Below are 26966 nucleotides of genomic sequence, written 5' to 3'. Positions count from 1 at the left end.
TTGCGCTCGTTTCGTTCACGCCGGTCGCCGGATAGTGTGACCGCACAGCTAGGCGACCGGTACCACGACCAGGAGGACCGCCCCCCATATGTGCGGAATCGTAGGATTGACCACCCGCGACCAGGACACTGCCCGCCGAACCGCTCGTCATGTCGGCACCCTCGAATACCGCGGTTACGACTCCTGGGGCGTCGCGTGGCTGGGGGAGGCCGGCATCGGCGTAGTCAAGGACACCGGCTCGATCGGTGAAGCGTTGACCAGCGGCCGATTCGACGAGCTGCCCGCCGTGCAGGTGGCGATCGGACACACCCGATGGGCCACCCACGGCGGTGTCGAGCAGCGTAACGCGCACCCGCACCTGTCCTTCGACGGCCGCGTCGCCGTCGTACACAACGGAGTCATCGAAAACCACGCCGCGCTGCGCCGCGAACTCGAAGCAACCGGCATCGCATTCGCCTCCGACACCGATTCCGAAGTCGCCGCGCACCTGATCGCCCGCTGCCTCGAGGCCGGGGACACCATCCTGGAAGCGATCACCGCCACAACCGCTGCCCTCGACGGCGAATACGCACTCGGCGTCATCTGCCGCGACGAGCCGACCACCGTGTGGGGCGCCAAGCGCAAGAGCCCGCTGGTCGTCGCCCACAACGGACAGCACGGTGTCCTCGCCAGCGACCAGATGGCTCTCGATGGGATCACCAACACAGTCGTGTTCCTCGACGACGGCGACATCACCGCCGTTCGCCCGGACGGCATCGAGGTCTACGCCCTCGGAGCCGAGGGAGCGCACCGCGTCGACCGCACACCGGTCACGATCGACAACCGGCACATCAAGCCTGAACGTGGCGACTTCTCCCACTGGATGATCAAGGAGATCCACGACGTACCCGCGGCCGTGGCCACCGCATTGAGCGTGCCCGCCGACCGATTCACCGACATCATCCCGGTCGACGGCACGCCGATCACCCTCGTCGGTGCTGGGAGCGCCTACTACGTGGCCCAGATGGGCACCTACCTGCTCGCCGGGCTCGCACGGGTCCGTTCGGTTGCGCTGCCCTCCGACGAAGCGCCCTACGTTGCGTTCCCCCGCGCAGGTGAATCGGTGATCGCGATCTCGCAGTCCGGCGAAACGTTCGACACCCTCGAAATTTGCCGCGCCGCCGCCGAAGCCGGAGCACTGCTCACCTCGATCTGCAACGTTCCCAACTCGACCCAGGAACGGTTGGCAACCCACCGCCTGCAGCAGGGCTCAGGACCGGAAATCTGCGTGCTGTCGACCAAGAGCATCATCAGCCAGGTGACCCTGCTGGCCCGGCTGGCAATCGAAGCAGGCCGCCAGAACGGCACCCTCGACACCAACGCCTACACCGCCCACATGGATGCTTTGCAGGCATTGCCCGATACCGTCCGGGATTTCATCGCTGACTCGGCTCTCACCGTGCAGGCTCTGGCCAGCAAATACAGCCACGTGGATGATTGGTTCTTCATCGGCCGCGGCTTGTCCTACCCGGCAGCGTGCGAATCGGCCTTGAAATTCAAGGAAGTCAGCTACACACACGCCGAAGGCATGGCGGCAGGGTTCTTCAAGCACGGCACCATCTCGCTGATCCACCCGACGTTCTTCACCGTCGCGTTCGTGCCGTCCCGGAAATCCTCACCCGGCGAGTACGCCGCCACTATGGCCGCGGTCAGCGAGATCACCGCCCGCAGCGGCCCGGTCATCGGAATCGGGCCTGCCGATATCGACCACGACGACCACGCAGTATTTACCGAGTACCTGCCCCTCCCGCTGCATGGTGACCCTGCCGCAGACCTGATGTTGCACCTGATCGCAGGCCAGCTGCTGGCCTACTTCAGCGCGCTGGACCTGGGTCGTGAAATCGACAAGCCTCGGGCCCTGGCGAAGTCGGTGACAGTGCGTTAGGTCGTCGGCAGAGGGCCCCGGTCCGATGGGATGGATTCGGGGCCCGCGCACGGCCGACACCGCCGCTACTCGCGGGGTGGACTCCCGTCGGGCCGAACTGCTGGAGGTCCGCTGGGCTGTGCAGGCTTCAATGCGTGCACGAGTCGCGTGAAGGTCGGCAACAGGCTATCCAACCGGAAGCCGCTCGGAGCCACAGCGAGGAGCGCGGCGCCGCTGGCAAGGACCGGCACCGCATACTCCGACATCGCCGCGAAACCGAGCGACGACCACATTGCCACGGCGAAGACCGACAACACCACTGCCGCGGTGATTGCCGAAAGGCGCAGCGCCACACCGAGAATGAGCGTAGCAGCGAGCACGATCTCCATGACGGTCGCCAGCAAGCCGAGGGCTGGTACGAATCGGTCCACATACGCCGGCGTCAGCTGCTGGGTGTAGTCGAGGAAGTTCGAGTAGCTGCCCCACGACACCCCGGCCGCGCCGGGTTGCCCGAGCCACCCGAGCCTGTCCGCTACCGAGCCCGCGAACGTCAGGCCGAGGACGATCCGCGCCGCGGTGTTCACCGTGCGGATTCGCCCGACCGTAACAATCATCAGGGCAACGATTCCCACCGTTCCGATCGTGATGTACCCCAGCGATCCGCCGCCGACCCCGAGCCAGGCCAGTTCGATTGCGAGCGCGATCCCGGCTTGTCCGAGCGCCGGGATCCGAAACCGCGATGCTGCGTGCTCGGTCTCCATCCGCCCCACCTCCTTCAGTTAGTAAACTTCCTGACTAACTCTAGAAAGGAAGTAGTCAAATGGTCAAGCGCCTTACCAATCCTCTTGCGGATCGTCCTCCCGCCCTCGGCAGTCTGCTGACCGCCGCCTCACGCACCCTCGCCACCGAACTGGATGCGGGCCTCTCCGCGGCAGGATTCGCTGATCTCCGCGCTGCACACGCCCCCGTATTTCAGGTGATCGACCCCGAAGGAACACGCCTCACCGAGCTGGCGTCGCGTGCCGGAATGACCAAACAAGCCATGGGCGAACTGGTCCGTCACCTCGAAGCTCACGGCTACGTCGTCCTCACCCGCGATCCGGCCGATGGCAGAGCGAGGCTTGTGACGTTGACGGCACTGGGCTGGCAAGTAGTCGATGTCGGCATGGATGTGGTGGCACGGTTCGACGCACTGCTCGACGAGGCGATCGGCCGGACCGAGGTGGCACGACTACGGGACACGTTGATGAAGATCATCAGTGGTGCTGGGGCGACCTATTCGGAAAACAGCAGCGACCCGGCCACTTCCGACGCGGCTTCCGGGATGCGCCGAACCGCGCAGCGACACACCAGCTCCCGCCGTTGACACTCGTCGTCACTCCAGAAGGGCTCGCCAGCCGCCGCCCGCACCTGACCGAGCCCGGTTTCGCTACCGCCATTGTGCGTGACGGGTATGGCGGCCGGGTTGCGGTGCGGTCGGGGCCGGCCGCTACGCCGCTGAAATAGTCTTCCTGTCGGGGCACCGGACAACTTCGTCGCGCCGTTGCGAAAGATCGTCCTCAGGTGCGGTGCATCGAGCTGAGCAGTGTGGTCAGGATGGGTGAGCGCCGGGCGTCGGCGCGCAGCACCGCCGACACCGGGATGCGCAGCTTGGGTTCGGCCAGCTGCAGCACCACCAGCCCCTCGGTCATGCTTTCCGCGTAGAGGACTGTCCACGCGTCGGGTCGATTGATCAGCTCCAGTGTCGCGGTGTGGTCCGGCGGGATCGGTGGTCCGAAGGTGGGTCCGGTGGGCAGCTCGGCGAACGCGTTGCGAATCACGGTGTGCAGCAGCACCTGTTCTTGCTCCGGTGGCAGCAGCAGTGGATACGAGCTCAGATCTGCCAGCGTCACCACATCTTCGGTGGCCAGCGGGTGGGCGCTGGAGGTGGCGATCACCAGGTCCTCGACCCAGAGTTGTTCCACCACGAGACCCGGCTGGTCGACGCGGCCGCGGATCAGCGCGAGATCGCAGTCCCCGTCGGCGACCGCGGTGATGCGCTGGCGGAACGGTTTGATGACGAACTCGATCTCCGCCTCCGGATGCGCCGCACGGGCGCCCGCGATCGCCGACAGCGAGCGGGTGGCGAAGGACATGTTCGCGGCGAGCCGGATTCGTGGCCCCACCGTGCGCACCGCGGCGCGGATCGCCGACTCCAAGCTCAGCATCTGTTTCGCAAGGGGAAGTAGCCGCGCGGTGGCGTCGGTGGGCACGACCGACCGGGTGGAGCGCTCGAACAGTTGCACGCCGAGGTCGCGTTCGAGCCGCGAGATCTGGTGACTGATCGCGGACTGTGAGATGAAACACCGCGCGGCGGCGCCGCTGAAGCTGAGCTCCTCGCACACCGCCACGAAGTAGGTGAGCTGCCGAAGTTCCACAGCACCTCCTATTGATTAGGAATCGAGATAAGAGTCATCTGAAGTATGGGCCCTAACACCTGAAATATCTGCGCTTTGGATGACGGTTCGTAATGAGAGAAGGAGGCTGTCATGGAGTACGTGGACGCGGGGATCGAAACCGCGGGTGTTGTCATTGTCGGATCGGGGTTCGGTGGGCTTGCCGCCGCTAAACAGCTTGCCAAGTCGGGGGTGGATTATGTGCTGATCTCCAGCACGCCCGAGCACCTGTTCCAACCGCTGTTGTACCAGGTAGCGACCGGTGTGCTGGCATCGGAGGAGATCGCACCGCCGATCGCGGGCATCCTGCGCCGCCACCGCGAGGCCGATGTGCGCCTCGGCACGGTGGTCGCCCTCGATCCCGACAAGGCCATCGTCACCTACGAGAACGAGGGCGGGCGGCACCGGATCCGGTACGGCTCGCTGATCGCGGCCACCGGAGCCAGTCAATCCTATTTCGGCCGCGACGATTTCGCCGAGAAGACCTTCTCGCTCAAGACCATCGATGACGCGCGGCGGCTGCGCGCGCAGATCGAACGGGTCTTCGCCGAGGCCGCGAACGCCGACGAGCAGACAAGCCGCAAGCTGCTGAGCTTCGTCGTGGTCGGCGCGGGCGCCACCGGCGTCGAGGTAGCGGGCCAGCTGAAGGAACTGGCGAAACGGCATTACCACCAGCAGGTTTCGGTCACCCTCGTGGAAGGTGCGGGCGAGGTGCTGCCGCCGTTCGGCGGAGGGCTGTCGGAGTACGCGAAAAAGTCGTTGACCCGCAGCGGCGTCGACGTGCTGCTCGGCACCTTCGTCACCGACATCGAGGAGGGCAAGGTCACCGTCAAGGGCCCCGACGGCGTCGAGCAGAGCATCGCGGCCGAGACCGTGGTCTGGTCGGCGGGAGTGCAGGCGGGCGGGTTCGCGAAGATCCTGGCCGACGCCACCGGCGTCGAGACCGACCGGGCCGGGCGGCTGCTGATCAACCAGGACCTCACCGTCGGCGGTTACGCCGACATCTACGCCATCGGCGACATGACCTCGCTCAACGGTTACCCCGGCCAGTCGCCAGTGGCCATGCAGGAGGGCAGGCACGCCGCCGACATCATCCGTCGCAAGAAGCAGCCCGGCACCGCGTTCAAGTACTGGGACAAAGGCAGCATGGCGGTGATCAGCCGGTTCAGCGCGGTGACGAAACTCAACGAGCACATCACCTTCCGCGGCCTGATCGCCTGGTTCATGTGGCTCGCGGTGCACCTGTTCTACCTGGTCGGCTTCCGCAACCGCTTCGCCGCGGTCGCCTCGTGGTTGGTCGCGTTCGTCGGCACCGGGCGCCCCGGCTTCGCCGAGGAGCAGACGACCCCGACGAGGGTACGAGCTCCGGAGCAGCGCGCGGCGTGATTTGCGCGGCGAGCGCGGATTCTTTGTGGCACATGCGCTTGCGGATGGACGAACGCGTCGGAACCGTTCGGTGAACGCTTGGTGTGACCGCCGTCTCGTTCACCGAACCGGCATCGTCGCGACACTTCGAGGTTGCTCCTACGCAGTGTCGAGCTGGCTTCATCACCGATATGACTATTTCGTCCGTGTTGACAGCCCCGGCTCGACCGACGGACTCCGGCGAGGAACGGTCGCGCTATTCGCTGGTGGTGTCCTCCGACGTCGAGCATCGCGTGGCCGCGCAGCGCCTGCGTTATGGCGTGTTCGCCAACGAGCCGGGCTTCCGGATCCCGGACACCGGCACCCGGCTCGACGCAGACCGGTTCGACGAGCACTGCGACCACCTGCTCGTCCGTGACGACGTCGGCGGCGAGTTCGTCGGCTGTTATCGGATGCTGCCGCCGGACAAGGTGGCGGCAGCGGGCGGGTACTACACGGCGACGGAATTCGATCTCGCCCAGCTGGATCCGGAGGGCATGCGGATCGTGGAGATGGGCCGCGCGTGTGTGGTGCCCGACCACCGCAACGGTTCGGTGCTGACGCTCATGTGGGCGGGCATCCTGCACTACATCCAGCTCACCGGCTACGACTGGGTGATGGGCTGTGTGTCGGTACCGATGCAGGACACCCCGGCCGAACCGCCTGGCGTGAACGTGCGCGGCGTGCGCGACACGCTGCTCGGCAGACACGCCTCCGCCTCGGAGCGACGGGTGCACCCGTATCGCCCTGTGATCGTCGACGGCAAGACCCTGGACGAACTGGAACCGCGGTCGCGCCCGAACCTGCCTCCGCTGGTGCGTGGCTACCTACGTCTCGGCGCCGAGATCTGCGGTGAACCCGCGCACGATCCCGATTTCGCGGTCGCCGACTTCGTCGCGCTACTCGGCCTGGACACCATCAACACGCGCTACCTCAACCGGTTACGCGACGCCGCCGCCACCTTCGACGGGGGACGGTGAGGACCGTGGTCTTCGACGCGCCGCCCGCGCAGGCCGCCGCGCACGCGTGGATGCCGTCGAGCCCCTGCGGGCCCGGCTGCCTCGAGCCGACCGATCAGGTCGGCATCGGCCGGGTAGCCGTGAGGCTGGCCGGAGTCGCCGGACTGCTGGTCAGCTTCCCGGTCGCGCACGTCCTGACTCCGCGCGGCAAGCGCGAACTGTTGCAGCGCGGATATGCACGGATGCTACTGGGCTGCCTCGGCATGCGATTGCGAATCGTCGATAACCGGGCGGCCGGGGACGACCACGGTGTCGTCGACGAGGGCGGTGCCGCGCTGCCGCGTGAACGTTTCGGTGTGCCCGGCCGCGGTGTCCTCGTCGTCACCGGACACATCGGTTGGACCGACATTGTCGCGCTGGCGTCGGTACAGCCGCTCGGGTTCGTGGCGCGCGCGGACATGGTGGACTGGCCGCTGCTCGGCGGGCTCGCGAAGCTCATGCGGGTGGTCCCGATCGAGCGCGAACGCCTACGGGCGCTTCCCAAAGTGGTGGCCGCGATCGGCGCGCGGCTGGCCGCCGGCGAACGGATCGGCGTGTTCCCCGAGGGCACCACGTGGTGTGGCCGCGCCTACGGAACCATGCGCCCCGCGTTGTTCCAGGCGGCGGTGGACACCGGCACTGCGGTGCAACCGGTGCGATTGCGGTATCTGGACCGGCACGGCGCGCAGTGCACGGTGCCCGGGTTCGTCGGCGTCGACACCTTCGCCTCGTCCGCACGTCGGGTGTTGCGTTCGCGGGGGATGATCGCCGAGGTGGTGCTCCAGCCGACGCAGCAGTCGGGCACGGATCGGCGCGACCTCGCCCGCCGCTGCGAGGCCGCCGTGCGCGGTACGGAGCGGTCGCGGCACGACGCGCTGGACGCCGGGGTATGGATCGAGGCGGCGAACACCCGAGTACAGGACCCGTCGGTTTCGGCGGATGCGCCGGAGGTGCGCAGGCCGCGTCTTCGCCCCACGCTGCGCGGTCGTCGGACCTCGGCCGTCGGTCGATAGACGGTCGGTCGATCCAGCGGATGTGGCTCGGCGGCCGGCGTGCTGCGCGGCGGTAGCGATTCGCCATCGAATCCGAGCTCTCCGGCAGCCGGTGGGCGCTCACCGCTTCGGACACGCGGACTGATCTCACCCGGGATCTGGACCGCGTGGCCTGCGGCAGACTCTGGACGCGGCTGCACCGTCCCTGGGTGCGGTGATAGCGGGTGGCCGTAGTAGATCCGGATCAAGCACTCATCGCGCACACGGTCGAAGAAGGCTCACCCTCGCACACCGCCTTGCGGCTGCTCGCGAGCTGGGCTGAGGAGACGCGGCCGGTCGGCGGACACCGCCGAGGCCACCGATGACGCCGGCGGATCACCGCCTTCGTTGGATTTTCGGCGATTACTACTTCTGCCGCCAATTGCATCGGATGCGAACTGGCGACAGTGTGTGCACATCGACCGGTTCGCGGGTGGCGAATCCAGTCTCTACCAGAAGGATTCGGCTGTCTCGGCACCGATGAGGATATACGGCTGAAGACCCCAAAGCGGTCTGTCTGACGCAACTGCGGTCAGGAGAGCGTGGTGGCGGTGCGACCGCCGGTGACGCGGAGGAGGTCGAGTTTTCCCGCGTCGTTGCTTCCAGCGGCTGCGGTGTAGGTGACCATGCGCAGGTCCGCGCCCGGGACGATGAGGACGTCGCAGTCGAGCAGGATGTCGCCGATCTCGGGATGCTGGATTGTTTTGCGGTCGGTGGTGTGCTGGGCCGCCGTGCTAATGGTCCAGTGCCGGGCGAAGGCTTCGGATACTTGTCGGAGGTCTCGCACGAGACGATCGAGTTGGGCGTCCGCGGGGTAGCGGGAGGCAGCGTCTTTGAGATCCGCGACGATCGACGCCGCGAAGGCGTCCGGTGCGCGCTCGGAGTGGAAGGGGCGTATCGCGGCATGCGCGGCGCCGTTTCCGAACAGGGCGCGGGCGAGATTGCGCTCGGTGGCCGGAAGCACGGCGGGGTCGCCGAGCAGGGCGCTCCACATGGCGTTCCACCACACGAGGGTCCAGTCGGCGGTGAACACCCCGATCGGGACATCGCCCAGGCGTGCGGCGAGCCGTTGGATGCTCGGGGGCACGTGCGTGGCGATAGTTCCGTCTTGTGGTGGCAGGAGCCCGGCGCTTCGGTAGAGCTGGTCTCGTTCGGCCCGGGAGAGCTGCAGGGCCCTGGCGAGGGCGCTGACGACTTGCGCCGAGGGGTTCTTCGCACGTTCCTGCTCCAAGCGCAGGACGTAGTCGACCGACAGCCCGGCCAGCTGAGCGAGCTCTTCGCGGCGCAGTCCCAGGGCACGGCGGCCGGGCATCACGGTGATGCCGGCGTCTGTCGGGGAGAGGCGGTCGCGCCAGGTACGCAGGAGTGCGCCGAAGCCGGAGTGGGAGGCAGCCATGACCTTATTGTCGCCGTCCGGCAGCGGACGAGCCTGGGTACTGCTGGTCCTAGTGATGGGCACGGCACTGGTTGACGGTGGCGAGGCCGACGAACGTGGGTGGTGCGCAGCCCAAGCCGCACCGCCCGACCAGCCCGAAGGAGTTCACCATGCCGTACACCATCGTCATGACCGGCGCGAGCCGCGGGATCGGCCGTATCGCCGCCGAGCGCATCGTGCACGAGTCGCCGGACGTGCATCTGCTCGTCGTAGCTCGCGGGGCCTCCGGTGCGGGGCTGCCCGCAGAGCTCGGGAAGGGTAGGTACGCCGTCTCGCACGTCGAGGCGGACCTCGGCTCGCTCGTGAGCGTCCGGTCGGCCGCCATGGAGATCCGGGACCGGCTCAGCCGCGGTGACCTGCCGCCGCTGCGCGGCTTCGTGGGCAACGCCGGCATGCAGTACACGAACGCGCGCACCGAGGGACCCGATGGGTTCGAGTCCACGTTCACCGTCAACGTGCTCGCCAATCACCTGTTCATCCGTCTGCTCGAGGACCGCTTCGCGGCTCCTGCCCGGATCGCGATCACGGTCAGCGACACCCATTTCGGCGACTTCAAGCACAACATGGGCATGGTGCCCGGACCGGCCTGGCGCTCGCCGGACGCTCTCGCCCACACCGGCGCCTTCCCTGAGCCCGACACCACGGCCGGCGGCCGCACCGCGTACTCCACGAGCAAGCTGGCCGCCATCTACCTCGTGCACGAGTACGCGCGCCGCCTGCCTGCCGGGATCGACATCGCCGCCTACAACCCGGGATTCGTCCCCGGTACCGACCTCGCCCGCAACGCCGACCCGGTCTCCCGATTCGCGATGCGGCGAATCCTTCCGGTGCTGACCTTCACACCATTCGCAACCAGCCGCAGCGCGGCGGGACGATACCTCGCCGATCTCGTACTCGGCACGACCAAGGCGCCGACCGGCTCCTACGTCGACCGCGGCCGGGTGGCCCGGTCATCCGAGGAGTCCTACGACCCGCACCGCGAACGCGAGCTCTGGGACGCCGTCGAACGGTTCACCGCGGCCACCGTCGACCGGCCGCGGACCTGAACCCGTCCGTCACTACGCAACCGGCCGGCCGATCAATGGGCCAGCCGGTTCAGCGCGCTCCAGGGGAGCAGCCGAAGCCTGAGCCAGTAAGCAGAATCCGATCAGAAGTCGTGGCGAGTGGGCCGGCCTCGAAAACGTAGACGATCGCGCCCATGCCGAACCGCTGCCCGCCTCGGCCGTCGAACCCGGGATCGGGTGCCGGTGCGCACGGTCGATCGATCCTGGCAGCCGCTCAGAACGCGCTTCCGGTGAACGGCAGGGGGAACAACCCATTCCACCCGTTGCCGCCTCGATACCAGTTGTCGTTGTCGTTGCGTCCGCGGTTCCAGTCGTCGTTGCGTCCGCGGTGCCAGTCGTCGTGCCCGTGCCGTCCGCGGTTCCAGTCGTCCCGTCCGCGGTTCCAGTCGTCGTGACCGTGCCGACCGTGGCCAGGGCGATCATGGACCAGGTCGATCTGATCGGCGGGCTCGAGCACCACCGCGTCGGCGAGCGCGGGCACCGCGATGGCGGTGATCGGCATCAGGGCAAGCGCGGAGGTGATGGCAACGCGTGCGACCGCTCGCCGGGTACGTCCGTGGTGGTGCGTGTCTGGGCTCATCGGGAACTTCCTCACTCGATAACGTCGTCCGGTCGGTGACCGGCCGGTAGTCCGGCCCGATATCTGTTCCACTCACGCGCCGGAGGGATTCAATACGTCCGCCAGCGTACCGTTAGATAACGGCTCATTCAATAGGTAACTAAAGTCGGCTGCCGTAGCCGCTCTGGTGGATGGGCATTTCCGCACGGCCTAGGGGGTCGAACGCCGCGGTTGCGAACTCATGAGCAGGGGGGAATAACCCGCTCCCCGCGACAGCTATCCTTTACTGGTCATGAAGTCGGCTTTTTCGGGTCCGGTCAACGGTGCGGCGCCCCAGACGGTCTACCTCGATCATGCGGCGACCACACCGATGCTGCCCGCCGCCATCGAGGCGATGACGGCTGTCTTGAGCATGGCGGGTAACGCGTCCTCGCTGCACGGATCGGGGCGCGCCGCTCGACGGTTGTTGGAGGAGGCGCGCGAGTCGATCGCCGCCGACCTCGGCGCCCGTCCCTCGGAGGTCGTGTTCACCTCCGGCGGCACCGAGAGCGACAACCTGGCGATCAAGGGCATCTTCTGGGCGCGCCGCGACGCCGAGCCACGCAGGAACCGGATCATCGTCGGCTCGGTCGAGCATCACGCGGTGCTCGACGCGGTGGAGTGGCTGCAGCAGCACGAGGGCGCCGAGGTGACCTGGCTGCCGGTGGACGCCGAGGGCGTGGTGGCGCCGGGTACGCTGCGCGCCGCGCTGGCCGAGGACCCGGATGACGTCGCGCTTGTCACCGTCATGTGGGCGAACAACGAGGTCGGCACCATCCAGCCGATCGGTGAACTCGCCGCTGTGGCACAGGAATTCGGCGTGCCGATGCATAGCGACGCGGTGCAGGCCGCGGCGCAGCTGCCGATCGATTTCGGCGCCAGTGGTCTTTCCGCGGCGAGCTTCGCCGGACACAAGGTCGGGGGTCCGCACGGTATCGGCGTGCTGCTGCTCGGCAGGCAGGTGCCGTGTGTGCCACTGCTGCACGGTGGCGGACACGAGCGCGACCTGCGGTCCGGTACGGCGGACACGGCGGCCGCCGTCGGACTCGCCACCGCGCTGCACCAGACCGCGACTGAATTGCCAGCGCGCACAGCCGAATTGACCGCGCTGCGAGACGCGCTGATCGAGGGCATCCGCGCGACGGTGCCGGATCCGGTGCTCAACGGACCGGTCGGCGACCGGCGCCTGCCCGGCAACGCGCACTTCACGTTCCCTGGCTGCGAAGGCGATTCGCTGCTGATGCTGCTGGACGCGGCCGGTATCGAGTGCTCGACCGGTTCTGCGTGCACCGCAGGGGTCGCCACGCCGAGCCATGTGCTCATCGCTATGGGTGTCGAACCGCGGCAGGCGCGCGGATCACTGCGATTCTCGTTGGGGCATACCTCGACCAGTGCCGACGTGGACGCGTTACTGGAAGTGCTGCCGCAGGTGGTGGAGCGGGCCAAGGCCGCGGGCCTGGCCGGTGCGAAGGGAGGTGTTTGATGCGGGTACTCGCCGCGATGAGCGGTGGTGTGGATTCGGCCGTGGCGGCGGCACGTGCCGTCGACGCCGGTCACGAGGTGGTCGGCGTGCATCTCGCGCTGTCCGCCACACCGGGCACGCTGCGCACCGGGTCGCGCGGCTGCTGCTCGAAGGAGGACGCCGGTGACGCCAGGCGTGCCGCCGACGTGCTCGGAATCCCCTTCTATGTCTGGGATTTCGCCGACCGCTTCAAGGAAGACGTGATCGACGATTTCGTCGCCGCCTACGCGGCGGGCGAGACGCCCAACCCGTGCCTACGCTGCAACGAGAAGATCAAGTTCTCCGCGCTGGCCGATCGCGCGGTCGCGCTCGGCTTCGACGCGGTGGTCACCGGTCACTACGCGCGGCTCGCGGACGGCGTGCTGCGCCGCGCCGTCGACGCGGACAAGGACCAGTCCTACGTGCTCGCGGTGCTGACCGCGCAGCAGCTTTCACGTGCGATGTTCCCGGTGGGGGACACCCCCAAGCCGCGCATTCGCGAAGAGGCCGCCGAGCGCGGGCTCGCCGTAGCGAACAAGCCGGACAGCCACGACATCTGCTTCATTCCCTCCGGCGACACCCGCGCCTTCCTCGGCGCGAAGATCGGCATCCGGCCCGGTGCGGTCGTCGACGCCGACGGCCAGGAGCTGGCGAGGCACGACGGCGTGCACGGGTTCACCATCGGCCAGCGCAAGGGCCTCGGGTTGCCGGGTCCCGCCGCCGACGGCAAGCCCAGGTATGTGACCGCCATCGATCCCGACTCCGGCACGGTCCGCGTCGGTTCGGCCGAGGACCTGCGGGTATGGGCGGTCGAGGCGGATCGCGCGATCTGGACGTCGGATACCGCGCCGGACGGGCCGATCGAATGCGTCGCGCAGGTCCGCGCACACGGCGGCACGGCGCCCGCGGTCGCCGAAGCGGTGGGCGACGGGCTGGTGGTGCGGCTGCGCGAGCCGCTGACCGGCGTCGCGCGCGGCCAGGCCGTGGTGCTCTACCGTCCGGATCCGCAAGGTGACGAGGTGATCGGCAGCGGAACCATCGCCGGCACCGCGCGTGCGGCCGTGACGAGCGATGCGGGGTCAGAAGCGGCGCGGTAGTGGGGCCGGGCTGCCGGTGCGGGGATGAGGAATGGAATCGCCGGTGCGCCCATCTGCTCGACGCTGGGGTCCGGCAACTGAGGATCGAACGGACGGGAGTGACGGTGTTCGAGACCGGTACGGATGACGTGGCACGCGACGGCGAGACGGACGTGGTGACCGAGCCCGCGCGCATTCGGGGCGGAATCGCGACCGGGGTCGGCTCCTGGCCCGGTGTCGATCCGCGCGAGGCCGCCGCGACGATCGTCGGCGAACTCGGCGATCTGCCACACCTGGTGGAGCTACCGAATCGCGGCGCAGGCGCGGACTTGATCGGCCGTGCCTCCGCACTCCTGGTCGACTTGCGATTCGACACCACGACCAGGGGCTACCGGCTCGCGGCCCGCCCGGGAGCGGTCTCCCGGCGGGCCCACGATCTGTTGCGCACGGACCTGGACGCGCTCGAAGAAGCGTGGGAGAGCGCCGGTCTGTCCGGCAGCGGCCGGGTGATCAAGGTGCAGGCGGCGGGTCCGCTGACCTTGGCCGCGCAGGTGGAGTTGCCTGGAGGGCATCGCGTGCTCACCGATTCCGGTGCGGTGCGCGACCTTTCGGAATCCTTGGTCGAAGGGCTGGTCCAGCATGTCGCCGAGGTGCGAAAACGGCTCGGTGCGGGCGTCGTACTGCAACTGGACGAACCGTCGCTGACCGCAGTGCTGGACGGCTCGCTGCGCGGTGTGAGCGTACTGAACACCGTGCGTGCCCTGCCCGAGCCCGAGGCGCTCGCCATCCTGGACTCGGTGATCACCGGCCAGCCGGCGCCGGTGCTGGTGCACAGCTGCGCCGAGCTGCCCGCGTTGGCTCTACTGCGTCGCAGCGCCGCCGCCGCGGTCGGCTTCGATCTGGCCACGATCGGTACCCGCGAGCTCGACGAGATCGGTGAAATCCTGGAAGCGGGAAAGCAACTGGTGCTCGGCGCCGTCCCGACCGGCGCACCGGCCACGTCGGTCACCTGGCGCGACGTCGCCGAGCCGGGCGTCCGGCTGGTCGACCGGCTCGGCTTCGGCCGCAGGACGTTGGCGGAACGGGTCGTGGTCAGTCCCGCCTGCGGTTTGGCGGGTGCCGGGCTGGAGTGGAGTCGCCGAGCCCTGCGTCTGGCCGATGAGGTCGCGCGGGCGTATGCCGAAGAACCGGAAGAGCTTTCGTTCTCTTGACCTCCGACGGCCGATTCGCGGCTGGGAGTAGTGCGCAAGGACGCGGTCTGGTGGGCGGCATTCTTGCGCGTGGACGGCCGAGTGACCGGCCGCCGGGTGGCAGGGATGATGCCGGGCCGATCGAACAACAAGCCGCGTCCGCGGACGTTGCCATTCGGCACCACGTTGCGAGGCATCCGGGCTCGGTTGCCGGATGGCAGCCGCCGTGCGCCATGGGGAAACCGACTGGCCGGAATCCATGCTGTCGAGTGCGGCGACGTGCGCGAACACGGCGGTGTGCTGTCGGTGGCCTCCGCTAATGTGCGATGCGTGAGTGACAGCGACAGCGCGGCGCCCCCGGCGACGGCAGAGCAGCGGGTGGCGTGGCAGCAGCTCGCGGACGAGGTGCGCGAGCACCAGTTCCGCTACTACGTGCGTGATGCGCCGATCATCTCCGATGGCGAGTTCGACGCGTTGTTGCGGCGGTTGCAGGCCATGGAGGAGGAGCATCCCGACCTGCTCACGCCGGATTCACCGACCCAGCTCGTCGGCGGCGGGTTCGCGACCGATTTCACCGCGGTCGACCACCTCGAGCGGATGCTGTCGCTGGACAATGTTTTCGATGTCGACGAGCTGCGCGCCTGGGCGAGCCGGGTGGAGGCGGAGACCGGGCCGGACCTGCACTATCTGTGCGAGGTGAAGATCGACGGTGTCGCGCTGAACCTCGTCTACCAGAACGGGCGCCTGGTCCGCGGCGCCACCCGCGGTGACGGGCGCACCGGCGAGGACGTCACGCTCAATGCCCGCACCATCGACGACATCCCCGGCGAGCTGGCGCCCAGCGACGAGTTTCCGATCCCGGACCTGCTCGAGGTCCGCGGCGAGGTCTACTTCCGGCTGGAGGACTTCGAGACCCTCAACGCCGCCATAGTGGCCGAGGGCAAGCCGCCATACGCCAATCCGCGCAACACCGCGGCCGGTTCACTGCGGCAGAAGGACCCGTCGGTTACCGCGCGGCGCAGGCTACGAATGATCTGTCACGGCTTCGGCCGCATCGAGGGCTACACCCCCTCCTCGCAATACGAGGCGTACCGTGCGCTCGCGGCATGGGGTCTGCCGGTGTCCGAGCACACCAGGCGGGTGCAGGGCATCGACGCGGTGATCGAGCGGATCGCCTACTGGGGCGAGCACCGGCACGACATCGAGCACGAGATCGACGGTCAGGTGATCAAGGTCGATGAGACAGCGCTGCAGCGGCGCCTCGGCTCCACCTCGCGCGCGCCGCGTTGGGCGATCGCCTACAAGTACCCGCCGGAGGAGGCGACAACCAAGCTGCTGAAGATCGAGGTGAACGTCGGCCGCACCGGCCGGGTCACCCCGTTCGCGGTGATGGAGCCGGTGTCCATCGCTGGATCCACGGTCGCGATGGCGACCCTGCACAACGCCGCCGAGGTGAAGCGCAAGGGCGTGCTGATCGGCGATACGGTCACCATCCGCAAGGCGGGCGACGTGATTCCCGAGGTGCTCGGCCCCGTGGTGGACGCGCGCCCCGACGACGCGCGCGAGTTCGTCATGCCGACGCATTGCCCCGAGTGCGGCACCGAACTGCGGCCGGAGAAGGAGGGCGACGCCGACATCCGCTGCCCGAACCAGCAGTTCTGTCCGGCGCAGTTGCGTGAGCGCGTGTTCCACGTGGCCGGTCGCGGCGCCTTCGACATCGAGTCGCTCGGTTACGAAGGCGCGATCGATCTGCTGAAGTCCGGCGCGATCGCCGACGAGGGCGACCTGTTCGATCTCGACGCGGCGGCGCTGCTGACCACCTCGCTGTATGCCAACAAGAACGGCAGCCTCTCCGCCAACGGAAAACGGCTGCTGGACAACCTGGAAGCCGCGAAGGACCGGCCGCTGTGGCGAGTGCTGGTCGGGCTGTCCATCCGGCACGTCGGTCCCACCGCTGCGCGTGCGCTCGCCGCCGAGTTCGGCAGTCTGGACCGCATCCAGGGGGCGTCGGTCGAGGAGCTGGCTGCCGCCGACGGCGTTGGCCCGACCATAGCGGCCGCCGTGGCGGAATGGTTCACCGTCGACTGGCACCGCGCGGTGGTGGCGAAGTGGCGGGCTGCCGGTGTGCGGATGGAGGACGAGCGTGACGAGTCCATCGAGCGCACCCTGGAGGGCCTGTCCATCGTGGTGACCGGCTCGCTGCAGGGATTCACCCGTGACGGTGCCAAGGAAGCGATCTTGGTGCGCGGTGGCAAGGCCGCGAGTTCGGTGTCGAAGAAGACCGCGTTCGTGGTGATCGGTGATTCGCCGGGATCCAAGGCCGCCAAGGCGGAGGAACTCGGGGTGCCGATCCTCGACGAGGAAGGCTTTCGGCTGTTGTTGGCAGGCGGACCCGACGCGGTGTCGCCGGCAACCGCCGCGGAGGACGCCGACGCCGAGGAGTGAGCGCACCCGGCCGAGCATGAGCGGCGCCGTAGTGCCGCGTGTCCGCTGCCGGCGAGCGGTGCTTCGGCCGGATTCGGGTCGGCGCTCGCGCGGGCACTGGTCGGGCGGGGCTGGCGGGTGATCGGGACCGCCCGCCGCCCCGACCGGTTGGAGCGGATCGCCATCGAGCTCGGGTCGGCGTTCCTCGCGGTTCCCGGCGATGTCACCAACCCGGCCCATCGCGCACTGCTGCGCGAAACGGCGACGAGTGCCGGGGAACTCGCGCTGGTCGTGAATAACGCGAGCAGGCTCGGTCCGAGCCCGCTTCCGCGTCTCGCCGAGTATCCGCTCGACGAACTGGAGCAGGTGCTGCGCACGAATGTCGTTGCACCGCTTGCGGTCCTGCAGTTCACGCTGCCGCTGCTACGGCCCGGCGGCGCCGTCGTGAACATCAGCTCCGACGCCGCCCTCGAGCCGTATCCCGAATGGGGCGGCTACGGGTCGTCGAAGGCCGCGCTCGATCAACTCACCGCGATCCTCGCTGCGGAGCATCCGGAATTGTCGATCTACGCGTTCGATCCCGGCGACATGCGCACCGAGATGCATCAGGCGGCATTCCCCGACGCCGACATCTCCGATCGGCCCGAGCCGGGGACGGTAGTGCCCGCGCTGTTGCGGCTGCTGGTGGAGAAACCCAAGAGCGGGCGGTATGCCGCGGCGGATTTCGCGGTCGGGCGCGCGTCATGACGGTGGTGCTGGATCGGCCGTCCTTCGTCCTGCCGCCGGAGCGCAACGCTACCGCCCCACCTGAGGCGCGCGGGTTGGCGCGCGACGAGGTCCGTCTGCTCGTCGCCGAAACGGCCTCGATCCATGCGAGGTTCCGGGAGCTGCCGCGGCATGTGAATCCGGGCGATCTTGTGGTGGTGAACAATTCGGCGACGATGTCGGCAGCGGTCGACGCCGTGCTGGACGGCGAGCCGGTGGTGCTGCATTTCTCCACCTGGCTGGACGACGGCCGTTGGGTGGTGGAGGTCCGCACCACCGACCGAACACCCTGTGCGGCGGATCGGCTGGCGGCCGGGACCGTGCTCGAGCTACCTGGCGCCGCGGCCACGCTGCGCGTGCCGTGGTTGCCCGGCGGGCGACGACTCTGGATCGCCGACATCACCACCGATGTCCGTGCTCTGCTGGACGCGCACGGCCACCCGATCACGTATTCCTACGTGCCGCAATGTTGGTCCGCGTCTTACTATGCGACGGTATTCGGCCGTATCCCGGGCAGCGCGGAAATGCCCAGTGCCGCACGCCCGTTCACCGAGCATCTGGTGCTGGACCTGATCGCCGCGGGCATCGCCGTCACGCCGATCACCCTGCACACCGGGGTGTCCTCGCCGGAGGCCGGGGAGCCGCCGAGTCCGGAACGGTTCGCCGTTTCCGCCTCGACGGCGCGACTGGTGAACGACACGAAAGCGGCCGGTGGTCGCGTGGTGGCGGTGGGTACGACGGTGACGCGGGCGCTGGAGACCGCCGCGGACCCGTCCGGTCTGGTGCGCGCGGCGCACGGCTGGACCGATCTCGTGCTCGGCGCCGACCGACCGGCGCGTGTGGTGGACGGTCTGATCACCGGCTGGCACGCGCCCGGCGCGTCACACCTGGATCTCCTGATCGCAGTGGCGGGTGCGGAGACGGTTGCCGCGGCCTATTCCGCCGCGCTGGACACCGGCTATCTGTGGCACGAGTTCGGCGACAGCGCCTTGCTGTTCGGCCCCGATCGACACGGCCTCAGTTGACCGTCACGCTCGCGCTCAACTGTCCTGGGATGTCGAACCGTCCACAGCGACCGTCGCTCAGGTCGAGTTTCTGGGTCACCAGTTTGCCGCGGGAGTTCTTGTACGTCGCCTCGGCGGTCACGTCCGCGGTCGGCGTGGAGCACACCTTCGATACCGGCGCCGACGGGTCGTAGCCGACCGTCCCTCCGCCCTGGCACGTGTTCGTGCTGTTGGCGAGAAACACCCGGGCGGTGCCGTCCGGACATGGCGCGTCGGCGACCGCCTCGGGTGCCACCGCCAACGACCCGAGCGCGAGCGCGGCGACAACGGAGCTTCGGACTACCAGACGACGAACCGGCAGTTTCATCGTTACCTATCCCATCGAGCAGCTACAGCGAATCCCGCCGCGAATCCTCACGGCGTCCCGGCATGCTAACCCGCTATCACCACACTTGTCTTGGTGGTCGGTGCGGGGGCTACTCGGGAAACAGCAGATCATCCACAGCGAGCGTGGTATCGGCGTAGTGCACGTCATGATCAGGTGCTGGTGTCGAGGGACGGTTCGCGCGTCGGCGAGTCGGTGTGAGTGGTCGAAGTGCGCGCTGGAGCGGACGTCCGATCGCACGGCGGGTTCGGGTACTACGGGCTGGTGTCGCCGGGCTGTGGTGGAGACGGAAGTATGGCGGGCATGCTGCGCAGTTTTCGTGTGACCAATCACAGATCGCTGGCCGAGGGGCAGGAGCTGCGGCTGACCAAGGGAAGCGGGCCGGTGGCCGTGCCGGTAACCGCGATCCACGGCGGCGCCGCGGCGGGCAAGACGAACCTGATCGATGCGCTCTCGCAGATGCGCGATGCGGTGTTGCACTCGGTTACCGGGTGGGATCCGTATGCCGGGCCGGTGCGGGCACCTCATCTCGGATTCCCCGATCGGCCTTCGGAATTCGTGGCGGCGTTCGTCGCCGAGGGGGTGCCGTACACCTACGGGTTCCGGCTGGACAATGCCGACGTGGCGGCTGAATGGCTGCACACGCATCCGCGCTCGCGCAAGCGAATCGTGTTCGAGCGCACCGGGGAGCAGATCAAGATCGGACCGATGTTCGAGGCCGCGCGGTACGGAATCGCCGCGCTGGTGCCGCTGGTCCGTCCGAACGCCTTGCTGCTCGGCCTCGCCGGGCAGATGTACTCCGACGCGCTCGTGCCCGCGTACCGCTGGTTCCAGTCGATGCTCGAAGTACAGCGCGGGCCCGCCGACCCGGACGCCATCGCACATCGGTTGGGCAGCCACGTCTCACGCTCACCGGAGAACGCGGCACGCCTGCTGATACTGCTGCGCACCGCTGAACTGGGCATCACCGACCTGCTCATCGCCGAGAACGACCCGATGTACGCCGACTACCTGCGCGATCTGGACGCCGACATCGCGGGAATCGGCAAGCAGATCGACCTGTGCGCCACCTCGCCCGGTTACGCCGACCAGCTCCTGCAGGACAACGGCCTGACCGCCGTGCTGCTGGAGCGGGAGCTGACCAACCTGAAAGCCGCCCGCGACGCCCTGTACGCGCGGATGGTCGCCCGGCGCGGCGTCGGCCTCGGCCTGGCGCACGACGGCATCGCCAACCCGTTCGACATCCACGACGAATCCTCCGCGACGCTGTCGCTACTGCGGCTGCTGCCGACCATGCTCGACGCGCTGGACGCGGGCCGCGTGCTCGCCGTGGACGACATCGGCGCGCGTCTGCCCGCGGAGGAGACCGATCGGCTGATCCAGCTGTTCCAGAACCCGGAAACCAATTCCCGTGGCGCCCAGCTGATCTTCACCACAGACAACCGTGCACTGATCGACCGGGGCAACGGGCGGTCGCAGCGCACCCGCACCGCGGTCTGGCAGATCCGCCGCACCGGCCAGGGGACCAGCGAGCTCGCGGCGGTGTAGCGCGCCTCTAGCATGGTGGACATGCTGGAGTTCGCCTCGCTGGTGATCTTGACCGCCGTGCTGGTCTGGCTGATCGTGTTCGCCATCCGTGGCCGCCATGGTTTCCGACTGGCGAACCCGGAGAGCGGGACACTGCACGTCACCGGCGTGAGCCCACGGCCCGACGCACCGGGCGAACAGTATGTGACGATCACCGGCGACCTCACCGGTCCTTCGGTTCCCGGCACTGTCGTCTACGGCCGTTTCGCCTGCGATACGAAATCCTGGCCGGAGATCGGCGATCTCCTTTCCGTGGTCTATCCGGCGGGCAAACCCGATCGCTGGCAGATCTCCCAAGCGGGTTGACGAGTTCGCTCGGGCGCAATTGTCATAGCAATGGACGGAGCGCTTCCGACTCGGTCGAATGGCCGTGCCGCCGTGGCTGAGCGTTCCGGTGAGCGGATCGACCGGGTTGTGTGATGTAGCCGGTGTTATGGCTGATGGCATCATGCCGGGTATGGATGTGATGGACACCGGTGTAGTCGTGCGGACGGCGCGACCGGACGAGTACGACGCGGTCGGCGAATTGACCGTGGAGGTCTATGTCGGTGCGGGCTATGTACAGGCGGGCAGTTGGTATGCGGGCGAGTTGGCCGACACCGCCCGCCGCGCGGCGTCGGCCGAGATCCTCGTCGCCACCCACGACGAGCGGGTCGTCGGCTCGCTCACCGTCGCACGTCCCGGCACTCCCTACGCGGAGATCGCGCAGCAAGGTGAGTTGGAGTTCCGCATGCTGGCCGTCGCGAAGTCGGCGCGCGGTCTCGGCGCGGGAACGGCGTTGGTGCGCACCGTGATCGACCTGGCCCGCGCGGGGGGCTTCACCGCCGTCGTCCTCACTACCGCGTCCGCCATGGTCGATGCCCGCCGGATCTACGACCGCTTCGGCTTCCTTCCCGTCCCGGCCCGGGACTGGCGCACCAGCCAGGGTGAACTCCTGAACGTCCTCCGGCTACCTCTCTGAGTTCTGCTGGGCGAGCATCCGGAGTGTGGCAGCGCGGTCAGTGGCGACGAGGCCGTACACAGCGCTCGGCTAGCCGAGGACGGTCGCGACGATTCCCGCGAGATAGCCGAGCCGGGCCACTTCGGAGGGCCGGAAGTCGGGGCCGCCCGGGCGGCCGAGCAGAAGCACCTTGCCGGTGTTGCCGAGCGGCGCGGCGGCGAGTTTGGTGTCCATATCGCGCCAGATCTCCGGGACCCAGTCTGCCTCGGGGTCGAGGACGGTGGGCTTCTCCAGCGGCATCCACGGCGTCGAAGCCGCCTGTGTGTGCGGCGCACTCGGGCTTCCGACCACTCGGTACCCGCCCTGCGGCCCGATGTCGACGATCGTGCTCCAGCCGACCCGCAGCACGCGGGGAACGCCGTCGACCAGCACCTGCATCCGGTCGTCGTGGGCGCTGGCCACCTGATCGATGAGCTCGAGTTCGCGGTGGGTGTCCAGCACGCCGGAGTAGGGGCGAATGGAGTCCACGTGCACGTCGCCGATGGATTCGGCGGCGGTGATGAGAGTGTCGGGCAGTGCGCCCGAGGGCACCTCGACGACCAGATCGTCGACGGCGTAGCCGGCTTCGCGTTCCACCACATCCAGCGAGAGGATGTCGGCGCCGACGGAGCCCAGTGCGAGCGCGAGCGCACCGAGGCTTCCCGGTCGATCCGGAAGTTGCACGCGGAGCAGGTACGACACGCGCGTTCCTTTCCTTCGGCGGCCGAGGTTCTGAACGGATACCCGGGTGAGGCAATATTTACACCCCTGTGGGCGGGTTATCGAGTCGAAGCATGGCCAGTGACGCACGCCACTCCGCAAATTCACGCGGAAACGGCGTGTTGGATTAGTTCCGGGGACCGTGTCGCGGTAGCGGGGCAGATGCGAGGAGTTCGCTCGAAATGGATCGAGCCGCACGACGGACGAAGCACGGGTGCGAGGGTGGAGACGTCGTAACAGGTGGCTAGGCTAGTGCACGTCGACGCCGTCCTCCGCAAGCGGAACCGGTGTGAACTGTTGAAACCGAAGCCGAAAGGGGTCCCGCGGTGCCCGCCATCTCCCGCGACGAGGTCGCACACCTCGCCCGGCTGTCCCGGCTCGCGCTGTCCGATATCGAACTGGATCAGTTCGCAGGCCAGCTGGATTCGATCCTGAGCCACGTGCGGACCATCTCCGAGGTCGCCGCCGCCGACGTTCCGGCCACCGCGTCGCCGGACCCCGCGACCAACGTGACCCGGCCCGACGAGGTCGTGCCGGGTCTGACCCCGGACCAGGCGCTGTCCGGCGCGCCCGCGGTCGACGAGCAGCGGTTCGTGGTTCCGCAGATCCTGGGAGAGGGCGAATGAGCGCAGCATCGCGTGGCGATTCGACGGGGGACGGTGGTCGGGCGACGGGTGGAACCGACCTGACCACGCTGTCGGCGGCCGAGCTGGCCGACAAGATCCACGGTGGCGAGCTGTCCTCGGTGGAGGTCACCCAGGCGCACCTGGACCGGATCGCCGAGGTCGACGGTGAGTATCACGCCTTCCTGCACGTCGCGGGAGAGCAAGCGCTGGCGACCGCGGCCGCGGTGGACTCCGCGATCGGTTCCGGCGCGAAGCCCGCCTCGCCGCTGGCCGGAGTTCCTTTGGCGCTCAAGGACGTATTCACCACCACCGACATGCCGACCACCTGTGCGTCGAAGATCCTCGAGGGCTGGGTGTCGCCGTACGACGCGACGGTCACCGCGCGGTTGCGCGGAGCGGGCATCCCGATCCTCGGCAAGACCAACATGGACGAGTTCGCCATGGGCTCCTCCACCGAGAACTCGGCCTACGGCCCGACCCGCAACCCCTGGGACACCACCAGGATCCCGGGCGGCTCGGGTGGCGGTTCCGCGGCTGCGCTGGCCTCGCATCAGGCGCCGCTGGCCATCGGCACCGACACCGGCGGTTCGATTCGCCAGCCCGCCGCCGTCACCGCGACCGTCGGCACCAAGCCGACCTACGGGACGGTGTCCCGCTTCGGTTTGGTCGCCTGTGCGTCGTCGCTGGACCAGGGCGGTCCGTGCGGTCGTACCGTGCTGGACACCGCACTGCTGCACGAGGTGATCGCGGGATACGACCCGCGCGACTCCACCTCACGCGATGTGCCGGTGCCGCCGGTGGTAGCCGCCGCGCGCGCGGCTGCGCAGGGCGATCTGCGCGGCGTGCGAATCGGTGTGGTGAAGGAGTTGTACTCCGACAGCTACCAGACGGGCGTGCTCGCCTCCTTCGACGCCGCGGTCGCGGTGCTGAAGGAACTCGGCGCCGAGGTGATCGAAGTGTCATGTCCGCACTTCGAATACGCGCTGTCGTCCTACTACCTGGTGATGCCGTCGGAGGTGTCGTCGAATCTCGCGCGGTTCGACGCGATGCGCTACGGCCTGCGCGTCGCCGATGACGGGCAGCACAGCGCCGAGCAGGTCATGGCGGCCACGCGAGCGGCAGGGTTCGGCCCGGAAGTGAAGCGGCGCATCATGATCGGCACCTACGCGCTCTCGGCGGGCTACTACGACGCCTACTACGGCCAGGCGCTCAAGGTGCGCACGCTCATCGCACGTGACTTCGACAACGCCTACGAGCAGGTCGACGTGCTCGTCTCGCCGACAAGCCCGTTCACCCCGTGGAAGCTGGGCGAGAAGGTCGACGACCCGCTCGCCATGTACCTCTCCGACCTGTGCACCCTCCCCACCAACTTGGCCGGTCACCCGGCCATGTCGGTCCCGTCCGGCCTGAGCGAGGACGATGGCATGCCGGTCGGCCTCCAGATCATGGCCCCCGCCCTCGCCGACGACCGCCTCTACCGAGTAGGTGCCGCTTACGAGGCCGCCCGCGGCCCCATCGCCTGACCGCACCGGCGCTTCGCACACGCGCTCCTCGCGCCAGCCATCGCGTGTGCGAAGTACCGGCCGGACTTCGCCCGTTCGGCTGATAGAGGCGCGGCAGGGCCCTTTCGGGTGCGGCTGAACTGAGCGGAAGGCTTTTCCAGCCGGCGTGCGGAAAAGCGCCGGGGTCCGCGGACCTCAATGCCCGCCTGCCATGATTCGTCGCACCACGTCGAGGCTGCGGTCGGCGAGTGTGGGGCCGGATGCTCGGCCAGAGTGCGGGTTTCGTGGAATTGGGTGCGGGGTTCCTATGCGGGCCAGGTGAATTCGGGATCGGTTGTGTAGTCCTGGCGGCGCTGGTCGAGCGCGATCGCCACCATGTCATGTGCGCCTGGGCCGATGATCTTGCGGAGTGGGGGGTTCGGCATGTTCACCAGGGCGATCAGGCCTGCGGCTCCGACTTCCGGGGGCGCTTCGGTCCATTCCGGCTCGGTGTCGGTCGATGTGGCTGCGGTGGGGTCCGTATCGGTGGGAGTGGGCGTCGGGTCGGGCGAATCCGCGGTCGGGTAGTTCGGCATGCCGAGGATTGTGGTGCGCACCTGCTCGTAGGCCGGGATGTCGGTGGCGAACCGCATGCTCGACTTGGCCCAGTCGGTGTCGAAGCCGCCCATCTGGGCGAGGGTGACGGAGACACCGAAGGGACGTAGCTCGTCGGCGAGGGAGGCGCTGAAACCTTCCAGTGCCCATTTACTCGCGTTGTACATGCTGAACAGGGGGAGGCTGCCGACGGCGCCGACCGTCGAGATCTGCACGATGTGCCCGGAACCCTGTGCGCGCAGGTACGGTACAGCTGCTTGGGAAACCCAGAGGGCACCATAGAAATTGGTGTCCATCTGGTCCCGGATCTGGTCTTCGGTGAGTTCCTCGACGGCACCGACCAGTCCGTAGCCCGCGTTGTTCACGATCACCTCGATCGTGCCCATCAGCGCGAAAGCCTTGTCCACGGTGGCGATCACGCTCTCGCGTTCGCGAATATCCAACGGCAGCACGGTCAGTCGGTCGTGGGCGAGCTCCGTCATGGCTTTCGGATCCCTGGCGGTCGCAACGACGCGGTCGCCCTCGGCGAGCGCGGCCGATGTGAACGCGCGGCCGAGTCCGCGGTTGGCGCCGGTGATGAACCAGGTTCTGGTCACAAAAGGTCCTTTCGTCGCGAGACGCTCCGTCTCGTTGACGAGAATGTCAAATCAATGCCGCTGTGTCAAGACGATACGTCTCGTCTCGTGGTCTGGTATGGTCGCGGCATGGCCGACACTCCTGCCGCAACGCGGCGCAGCGAACGGGCCCGCGCGGCGATCCTCGCCGCCGCCACCGAGCTGATCCGCGAGCTCTCCTACGCGAAACTGAGCATCGAGGCGATCGCCGGCCGCGCCGGTGTCGGCAAGCAGACGATCTACCGCTGGTGGCCGTCCAAGGGGGCGGTTGTGTTCGATGCGATGCTCGAATCCGATTCCGGCCCGGCGGGTCCCGTGCTGCCGAATACCGGCGACGTCGCCGCCGACCTGCGCGAATTGCTACGCGGATCGGCCGCTGCCTTGATCGACCCCGGCTTCGAATCCTTCCTCCGTGCCATGTACATCGAGATCCAGCAGGATCCCGAGTTGGCCGCCGCCTATCGCGAACGCTTGCTGATTCCGCAGCGTGTGGCTGTCGCAGACCGCCTCGCCGCCGCCGTCTGCTCGGGCGAACTTCGCGCCGATGTGGATCTCGAACTCGCCATCGACCTGCTGCTCGGCCCGATCCAGATGCGGTGGTCGCTCGGTCTCGGCGGACTCACCGAGGCGTACGCCGACGCGGTTCTCGATGCCGCGCTGGCGTACTTGCGGGCGTGCTGATCAGGAGGCCCGTAGTGACTCGGCTTGCTTCCGGATTCCGTCGGTCATGCCTGCGAAGCCGCGGCGGAGGTTCTTGCCGAGGAGTGCGACGACCACGGGGTGCAGCCAGCCCGCGAGCTCGAAGTGCGACTCGTAGCGGGTGCGGTTGTCGGCGAGCGGCGTGACAGTGTGTGAGCGCAGGCTGTGCAGCGCGCCCGCCGGGACCGGCTTCATCGAGTAGCCGAGCTCGCGGCCGGGTGTGTGTGAACGGATCCATTCGCGCTGCTTGCGCCGGGAGCCCCCGATGTGGACGAGCATGTCGATCGGCTCGCCCGGCACCAGAGAACTGCGGCACTCCGAGACGAAGGGATTCCACTCGCCGTAGCGCGGGAAGTCGGTGATCACCTGCCATACGAGTTCGGCGGGGGCATCGATGTCGACGGCAAGGTCGATGACAAAGGCCATGGAGAA

The 26966-nt window shown here is 68.2% G+C and carries 26 protein-coding genes; 18 read left to right on the top strand and 8 right to left on the bottom strand.

Annotation, left to right across the window (positions count from 1 at the left end):
- The first annotated feature begins 88 nt into the window (after window positions 1–88).
- Window positions 89–1924 (top strand): glutamine--fructose-6-phosphate transaminase (isomerizing), encoded by a 1836-nt coding sequence (gene glmS, locus AB4Z47_RS00840; RefSeq protein WP_441947207.1) that lies wholly within the window; start codon window positions 89–91, stop codon window positions 1922–1924.
- A gap of 65 nt (window positions 1925–1989) precedes the next feature.
- Here the strand turns inward: glmS and AB4Z47_RS00835 are convergent, their stop codons facing one another.
- A complete protein-coding gene (locus tag AB4Z47_RS00835) occupies window positions 1990–2664 on the bottom strand; it encodes a hypothetical protein (protein ID WP_441947206.1) in 675 nt (224 codons plus the stop codon).
- 59 nt (window positions 2665–2723) lie between these two features.
- Between AB4Z47_RS00835 and AB4Z47_RS00830 the strand changes: the two genes are divergently transcribed.
- Complete coding sequence (locus tag AB4Z47_RS00830; RefSeq protein ID WP_441947205.1) at window positions 2724–3269, top strand: MarR family winged helix-turn-helix transcriptional regulator; 546 nt, start codon at window positions 2724–2726, stop codon at window positions 3267–3269.
- 193 nt (window positions 3270–3462) lie between these two features.
- Here AB4Z47_RS00830 and AB4Z47_RS00825 read toward each other — a convergent pair whose 3' ends face one another.
- Window positions 3463–4320, bottom strand: a complete 858-nt coding sequence (locus AB4Z47_RS00825) for a LysR family transcriptional regulator (RefSeq protein ID WP_441947204.1) — start codon at window positions 4318–4320, stop codon at window positions 3463–3465.
- 111 nt (window positions 4321–4431) lie between these two features.
- On the opposite strand from AB4Z47_RS00825, the gene AB4Z47_RS00820 reads away from it, so the two are divergent.
- The 3 genes from AB4Z47_RS00820 to AB4Z47_RS00810 all read left to right on the top strand — a co-directional run bounded on the left by AB4Z47_RS00820 (window position 4432) and on the right by AB4Z47_RS00810 (window position 7753).
- Entirely contained in the window at window positions 4432–5724 is a 1293-nt protein-coding gene (locus AB4Z47_RS00820; protein WP_441947203.1) for an NAD(P)/FAD-dependent oxidoreductase, read from the top strand.
- 170 nt (window positions 5725–5894) lie between these two features.
- Window positions 5895–6722: a GNAT family N-acetyltransferase gene (locus AB4Z47_RS00815; protein ID WP_441947202.1), complete on the top strand. Its 828-nt coding sequence runs from the start codon at window positions 5895–5897 to the stop codon at window positions 6720–6722.
- Window positions 6719–7753 carry a lysophospholipid acyltransferase family protein gene (locus AB4Z47_RS00810; RefSeq protein ID WP_441947200.1) on the top strand — a complete coding sequence of 345 codons (1035 nt, stop codon included), beginning with the start codon at window positions 6719–6721 and terminating at the stop codon, window positions 7751–7753. The genes AB4Z47_RS00815 and AB4Z47_RS00810 overlap by 4 nt, the downstream gene beginning before the upstream one ends.
- Before the next feature lie 550 nt (window positions 7754–8303).
- Here AB4Z47_RS00810 and AB4Z47_RS00805 read toward each other — a convergent pair.
- The gene (locus AB4Z47_RS00805) at window positions 8304–9167 is read right to left on the bottom strand and encodes a helix-turn-helix transcriptional regulator (protein WP_441947199.1); all 864 of its coding nucleotides are present in this window, start codon (window positions 9165–9167) and stop codon (window positions 8304–8306) included.
- Between the two features lie 149 nt (window positions 9168–9316).
- On the opposite strand from AB4Z47_RS00805, the gene AB4Z47_RS00800 reads away from it, so the two are divergent.
- Complete coding sequence (locus AB4Z47_RS00800; RefSeq protein ID WP_441947198.1) at window positions 9317–10252, top strand: SDR family NAD(P)-dependent oxidoreductase; 936 nt, start codon at window positions 9317–9319, stop codon at window positions 10250–10252.
- Window positions 10253–10484: 232 nt separating this feature from the next.
- Here the strand turns inward: AB4Z47_RS00800 and AB4Z47_RS00795 are convergent, their stop codons facing one another.
- Window positions 10485–10850 carry a hypothetical protein gene (locus tag AB4Z47_RS00795; protein WP_441947197.1) on the bottom strand — a complete coding sequence of 122 codons (366 nt, stop codon included), beginning with the start codon at window positions 10848–10850 and terminating at the stop codon, window positions 10485–10487.
- A gap of 271 nt (window positions 10851–11121) precedes the next feature.
- Here AB4Z47_RS00795 and AB4Z47_RS00790 point away from each other — a divergent pair, with 271 nt between their 5' ends.
- The 6 genes from AB4Z47_RS00790 (at window position 11122) to AB4Z47_RS00765 (ending at window position 18849) form a co-directional block, all read left to right on the top strand.
- Window positions 11122–12351, top strand: coding sequence for a cysteine desulfurase family protein (locus AB4Z47_RS00790; protein ID WP_441947196.1), 1230 nt, complete (start codon window positions 11122–11124; stop codon window positions 12349–12351).
- Entirely contained in the window at window positions 12351–13466 is a 1116-nt protein-coding gene (gene mnmA, locus AB4Z47_RS00785) for a tRNA 2-thiouridine(34) synthase MnmA (RefSeq protein WP_441947195.1), read from the top strand. Before AB4Z47_RS00790 ends, mnmA begins: the two co-directional genes overlap by 1 nt.
- A gap of 155 nt (window positions 13467–13621) precedes the next feature.
- On the top strand, window positions 13622–14656 hold the full coding sequence (locus AB4Z47_RS00780; RefSeq protein ID WP_441947331.1) for a methionine synthase: 1035 nt from the start codon (window positions 13622–13624) through the stop codon (window positions 14654–14656).
- Window positions 14657–14965: 309 nt separating this feature from the next.
- A complete protein-coding gene (ligA, locus tag AB4Z47_RS00775) occupies window positions 14966–17080 on the top strand; it encodes an NAD-dependent DNA ligase LigA (protein WP_441947194.1) in 2115 nt (704 codons plus the stop codon).
- A 45-nt stretch (window positions 17081–17125) separates the two neighbouring features.
- Entirely contained in the window at window positions 17126–17806 is a 681-nt protein-coding gene (locus AB4Z47_RS00770; RefSeq protein WP_441947330.1) for an SDR family oxidoreductase, read from the top strand.
- Window positions 17803–18849 (top strand): S-adenosylmethionine:tRNA ribosyltransferase-isomerase, encoded by a 1047-nt coding sequence (locus AB4Z47_RS00765; RefSeq protein WP_441947192.1) that lies wholly within the window; start codon window positions 17803–17805, stop codon window positions 18847–18849. The genes AB4Z47_RS00770 and AB4Z47_RS00765 overlap by 4 nt, the downstream gene beginning before the upstream one ends.
- Here AB4Z47_RS00765 and AB4Z47_RS00760 read toward each other — a convergent pair.
- On the bottom strand, window positions 18842–19195 hold the full coding sequence (locus tag AB4Z47_RS00760; protein WP_441947191.1) for a hypothetical protein: 354 nt from the start codon (window positions 19193–19195) through the stop codon (window positions 18842–18844). The two genes, AB4Z47_RS00765 and AB4Z47_RS00760, sit on opposite strands and share 8 nt — an antisense overlap.
- Window positions 19196–19516: 321 nt before the next feature.
- Between AB4Z47_RS00760 and AB4Z47_RS00755 the strand changes: the two genes are divergently transcribed.
- From AB4Z47_RS00755 to AB4Z47_RS00745, 3 genes are all read left to right on the top strand, one after another.
- The gene (locus AB4Z47_RS00755) at window positions 19517–20761 is read left to right on the top strand and encodes an AAA family ATPase (RefSeq protein ID WP_441947329.1); all 1245 of its coding nucleotides are present in this window, start codon (window positions 19517–19519) and stop codon (window positions 20759–20761) included.
- A 21-nt stretch (window positions 20762–20782) separates the two neighbouring features.
- Complete coding sequence (locus AB4Z47_RS00750; protein ID WP_441947190.1) at window positions 20783–21106, top strand: hypothetical protein; 324 nt, start codon at window positions 20783–20785, stop codon at window positions 21104–21106.
- A gap of 160 nt (window positions 21107–21266) precedes the next feature.
- Entirely contained in the window at window positions 21267–21761 is a 495-nt protein-coding gene (locus AB4Z47_RS00745; RefSeq protein WP_441947328.1) for a GNAT family N-acetyltransferase, read from the top strand.
- A gap of 69 nt (window positions 21762–21830) precedes the next feature.
- Here the strand turns inward: AB4Z47_RS00745 and AB4Z47_RS00740 are convergent, their stop codons facing one another.
- Window positions 21831–22481, bottom strand: a complete 651-nt coding sequence (locus AB4Z47_RS00740; RefSeq protein WP_441947189.1) for an amino acid-binding protein — start codon at window positions 22479–22481, stop codon at window positions 21831–21833.
- 344 nt (window positions 22482–22825) lie between these two features.
- On the opposite strand from AB4Z47_RS00740, the gene gatC reads away from it, so the two are divergent.
- Both gatC and gatA read left to right on the top strand, forming a co-directional pair.
- Entirely contained in the window at window positions 22826–23125 is a 300-nt protein-coding gene (gene gatC / locus AB4Z47_RS00735) for an Asp-tRNA(Asn)/Glu-tRNA(Gln) amidotransferase subunit GatC (RefSeq protein ID WP_441947188.1), read from the top strand.
- Window positions 23122–24648 carry an Asp-tRNA(Asn)/Glu-tRNA(Gln) amidotransferase subunit GatA gene (gene gatA / locus AB4Z47_RS00730; RefSeq protein WP_441947187.1) on the top strand — a complete coding sequence of 509 codons (1527 nt, stop codon included), beginning with the start codon at window positions 23122–23124 and terminating at the stop codon, window positions 24646–24648. Before gatC ends, gatA begins: the two co-directional genes overlap by 4 nt.
- A gap of 284 nt (window positions 24649–24932) precedes the next feature.
- Here gatA and AB4Z47_RS00725 read toward each other — a convergent pair whose 3' ends face one another.
- A complete protein-coding gene (locus AB4Z47_RS00725; RefSeq protein ID WP_441947186.1) occupies window positions 24933–25817 on the bottom strand; it encodes an SDR family NAD(P)-dependent oxidoreductase in 885 nt (294 codons plus the stop codon).
- Between the two features lie 108 nt (window positions 25818–25925).
- Between AB4Z47_RS00725 and AB4Z47_RS00720 the strand changes: the two genes are divergently transcribed.
- A complete protein-coding gene (locus AB4Z47_RS00720; protein WP_441947185.1) occupies window positions 25926–26516 on the top strand; it encodes a TetR/AcrR family transcriptional regulator in 591 nt (196 codons plus the stop codon).
- Here the strand turns inward: AB4Z47_RS00720 and AB4Z47_RS00715 are convergent, their stop codons facing one another.
- Window positions 26517–26960, bottom strand: coding sequence for an SRPBCC family protein (locus tag AB4Z47_RS00715; RefSeq protein WP_441947184.1), 444 nt, complete (start codon window positions 26958–26960; stop codon window positions 26517–26519). It abuts the gene before it with no gap.
- Between the last annotated feature and the right edge of the window lie 6 nt (window positions 26961–26966).

This window comes from Nocardia sp. 2TAF39, from assembly GCF_052114905.1.
Taxonomy (GTDB): Bacteria; Actinomycetota; Actinomycetes; order Mycobacteriales; family Mycobacteriaceae; genus Nocardia.
This window is presented reverse-complemented; position numbering and strand designations above follow the sequence as displayed.